The sequence below is a fragment of the Mucilaginibacter sp. P4_G9 genome (genome assembly GCF_056400985.1).
On record NZ_JBFUKF010000748.1, the window covers coordinates 1 to 1,339 of the forward strand.

The following is a 1,339-nucleotide window of genomic DNA, read 5'->3' on the forward strand; positions in this document are numbered from 1 at the left end:
TGGCCAGGTTAACCTTGCCCTGGCTGTGCTGTTATCTGCATTTAATATCCTGTCTTTTGGTATCGACCAGGTTGTTATAAAAAAAGTGGCTCATGGCGATAATGCTCAAACCCTATTATCACTTTATATATTCCATGTTGTTTTAACAGGGACCCTTTTTTATGGATTATTGCTGCTCGGTAAAGTTTTTTTTGTTCGGGATGAGGAATTATACCGGCTGATACTGTTGATAGGTGCAGGTAAGCTCATGATCTTCTTTTCCACTCCGCTAAAACAGGTAACTACTGGCATAGAGCGGTTTAAACTGTTATCGTACATGTTAGTGGTATCAAATGTTGTAAGGGGTATTGTATTGCTTATCCTGGCTTTGTTGCACCAGGTTAATATCACTTCTATCATTTGGGTTTTTATATGCGGTGATACCATCGAATTACTGATCAGTATCTTTCTTTTCAGGAAATATATAAAGATACCTGTGTTTGTACAGTGGAATAAAATCGAATATATACTGCTGTTGCGTGAGTCGTTACCACAGGTGGGGGTGGTACTTATTACCTCGGCACTGGCCCGGTTCGATTGGTTGTTTATCGGGTTCATGGTATCAGCGGTGAAGCTTGCCGAATATAGCTTCGCCTACAAAATATTCGAGATCTCCACTTTGCCCTTACTGGCAATAGCCCCTCTTTTAATCCCCAGGTTCACCAAATTATTTAAAAGCGGAGATCCCTCTGCAACGGATCTGAAGCTGCTTATCCGGATAGAACTCATAATAGCCGCATTTACAGGTTTGTTGCTGAATATATGCTGGAACCCCATAATTGATATTGTTACGCACGGAAAATACGGAGCTGTTAATACCAACACCATATTTATCCTATCGCTTTGTATGCCCCTGTTGTATTTTAATAATTTTTTGTGGACGATATTTTTTGTGCAAAACCGGCTAAAAATGATCTTTTACTCCTTTCTTATCACATTTGGTGTAAATATTGCCGCCGATTTATTACTGATACCAATTTATAGAAACGAAGGGGCCGCCATGGCCTTTTTGCTGGCTTGTTTGGTGCAGGCTGCTTTTTATTTTTCGAAAAACAAGCACGCCGGGCTTAAAGGTGCTTTTTATACGCTAACCCTTTGCACAGGGTGTGCTTTGTTAAGTGGCTTTTTAGCTAAAACATTGTTTCAAAATATGTGGGTGACGGGCGTAGTTTCAGTTCTATTTTACTTTGTTTCTTTGCTTATCACCATGCAGCTCAGGCGCGATGACTGCAAAAGCTTAATCAGGATTTTTTATTGATGAAATAACCTGTTTTCGCATTTTATACAGGCAACCTATCCC

At 40.0% G+C, this 1,339-nt stretch carries 1 protein-coding gene; it reads left to right on the forward strand.

Going from position 1 to position 1,339, the window contains the following annotated elements; all coding sequences use genetic code 11:
• Positions 1-1,297 (forward strand): oligosaccharide flippase family protein (locus AC1DPZ_RS27300; RefSeq protein ID WP_477409438.1); only part of this gene is annotated, 1,297 nt, incomplete at its 5' end.
• Positions 1,298-1,339: the final 42 nt, after the last annotated feature.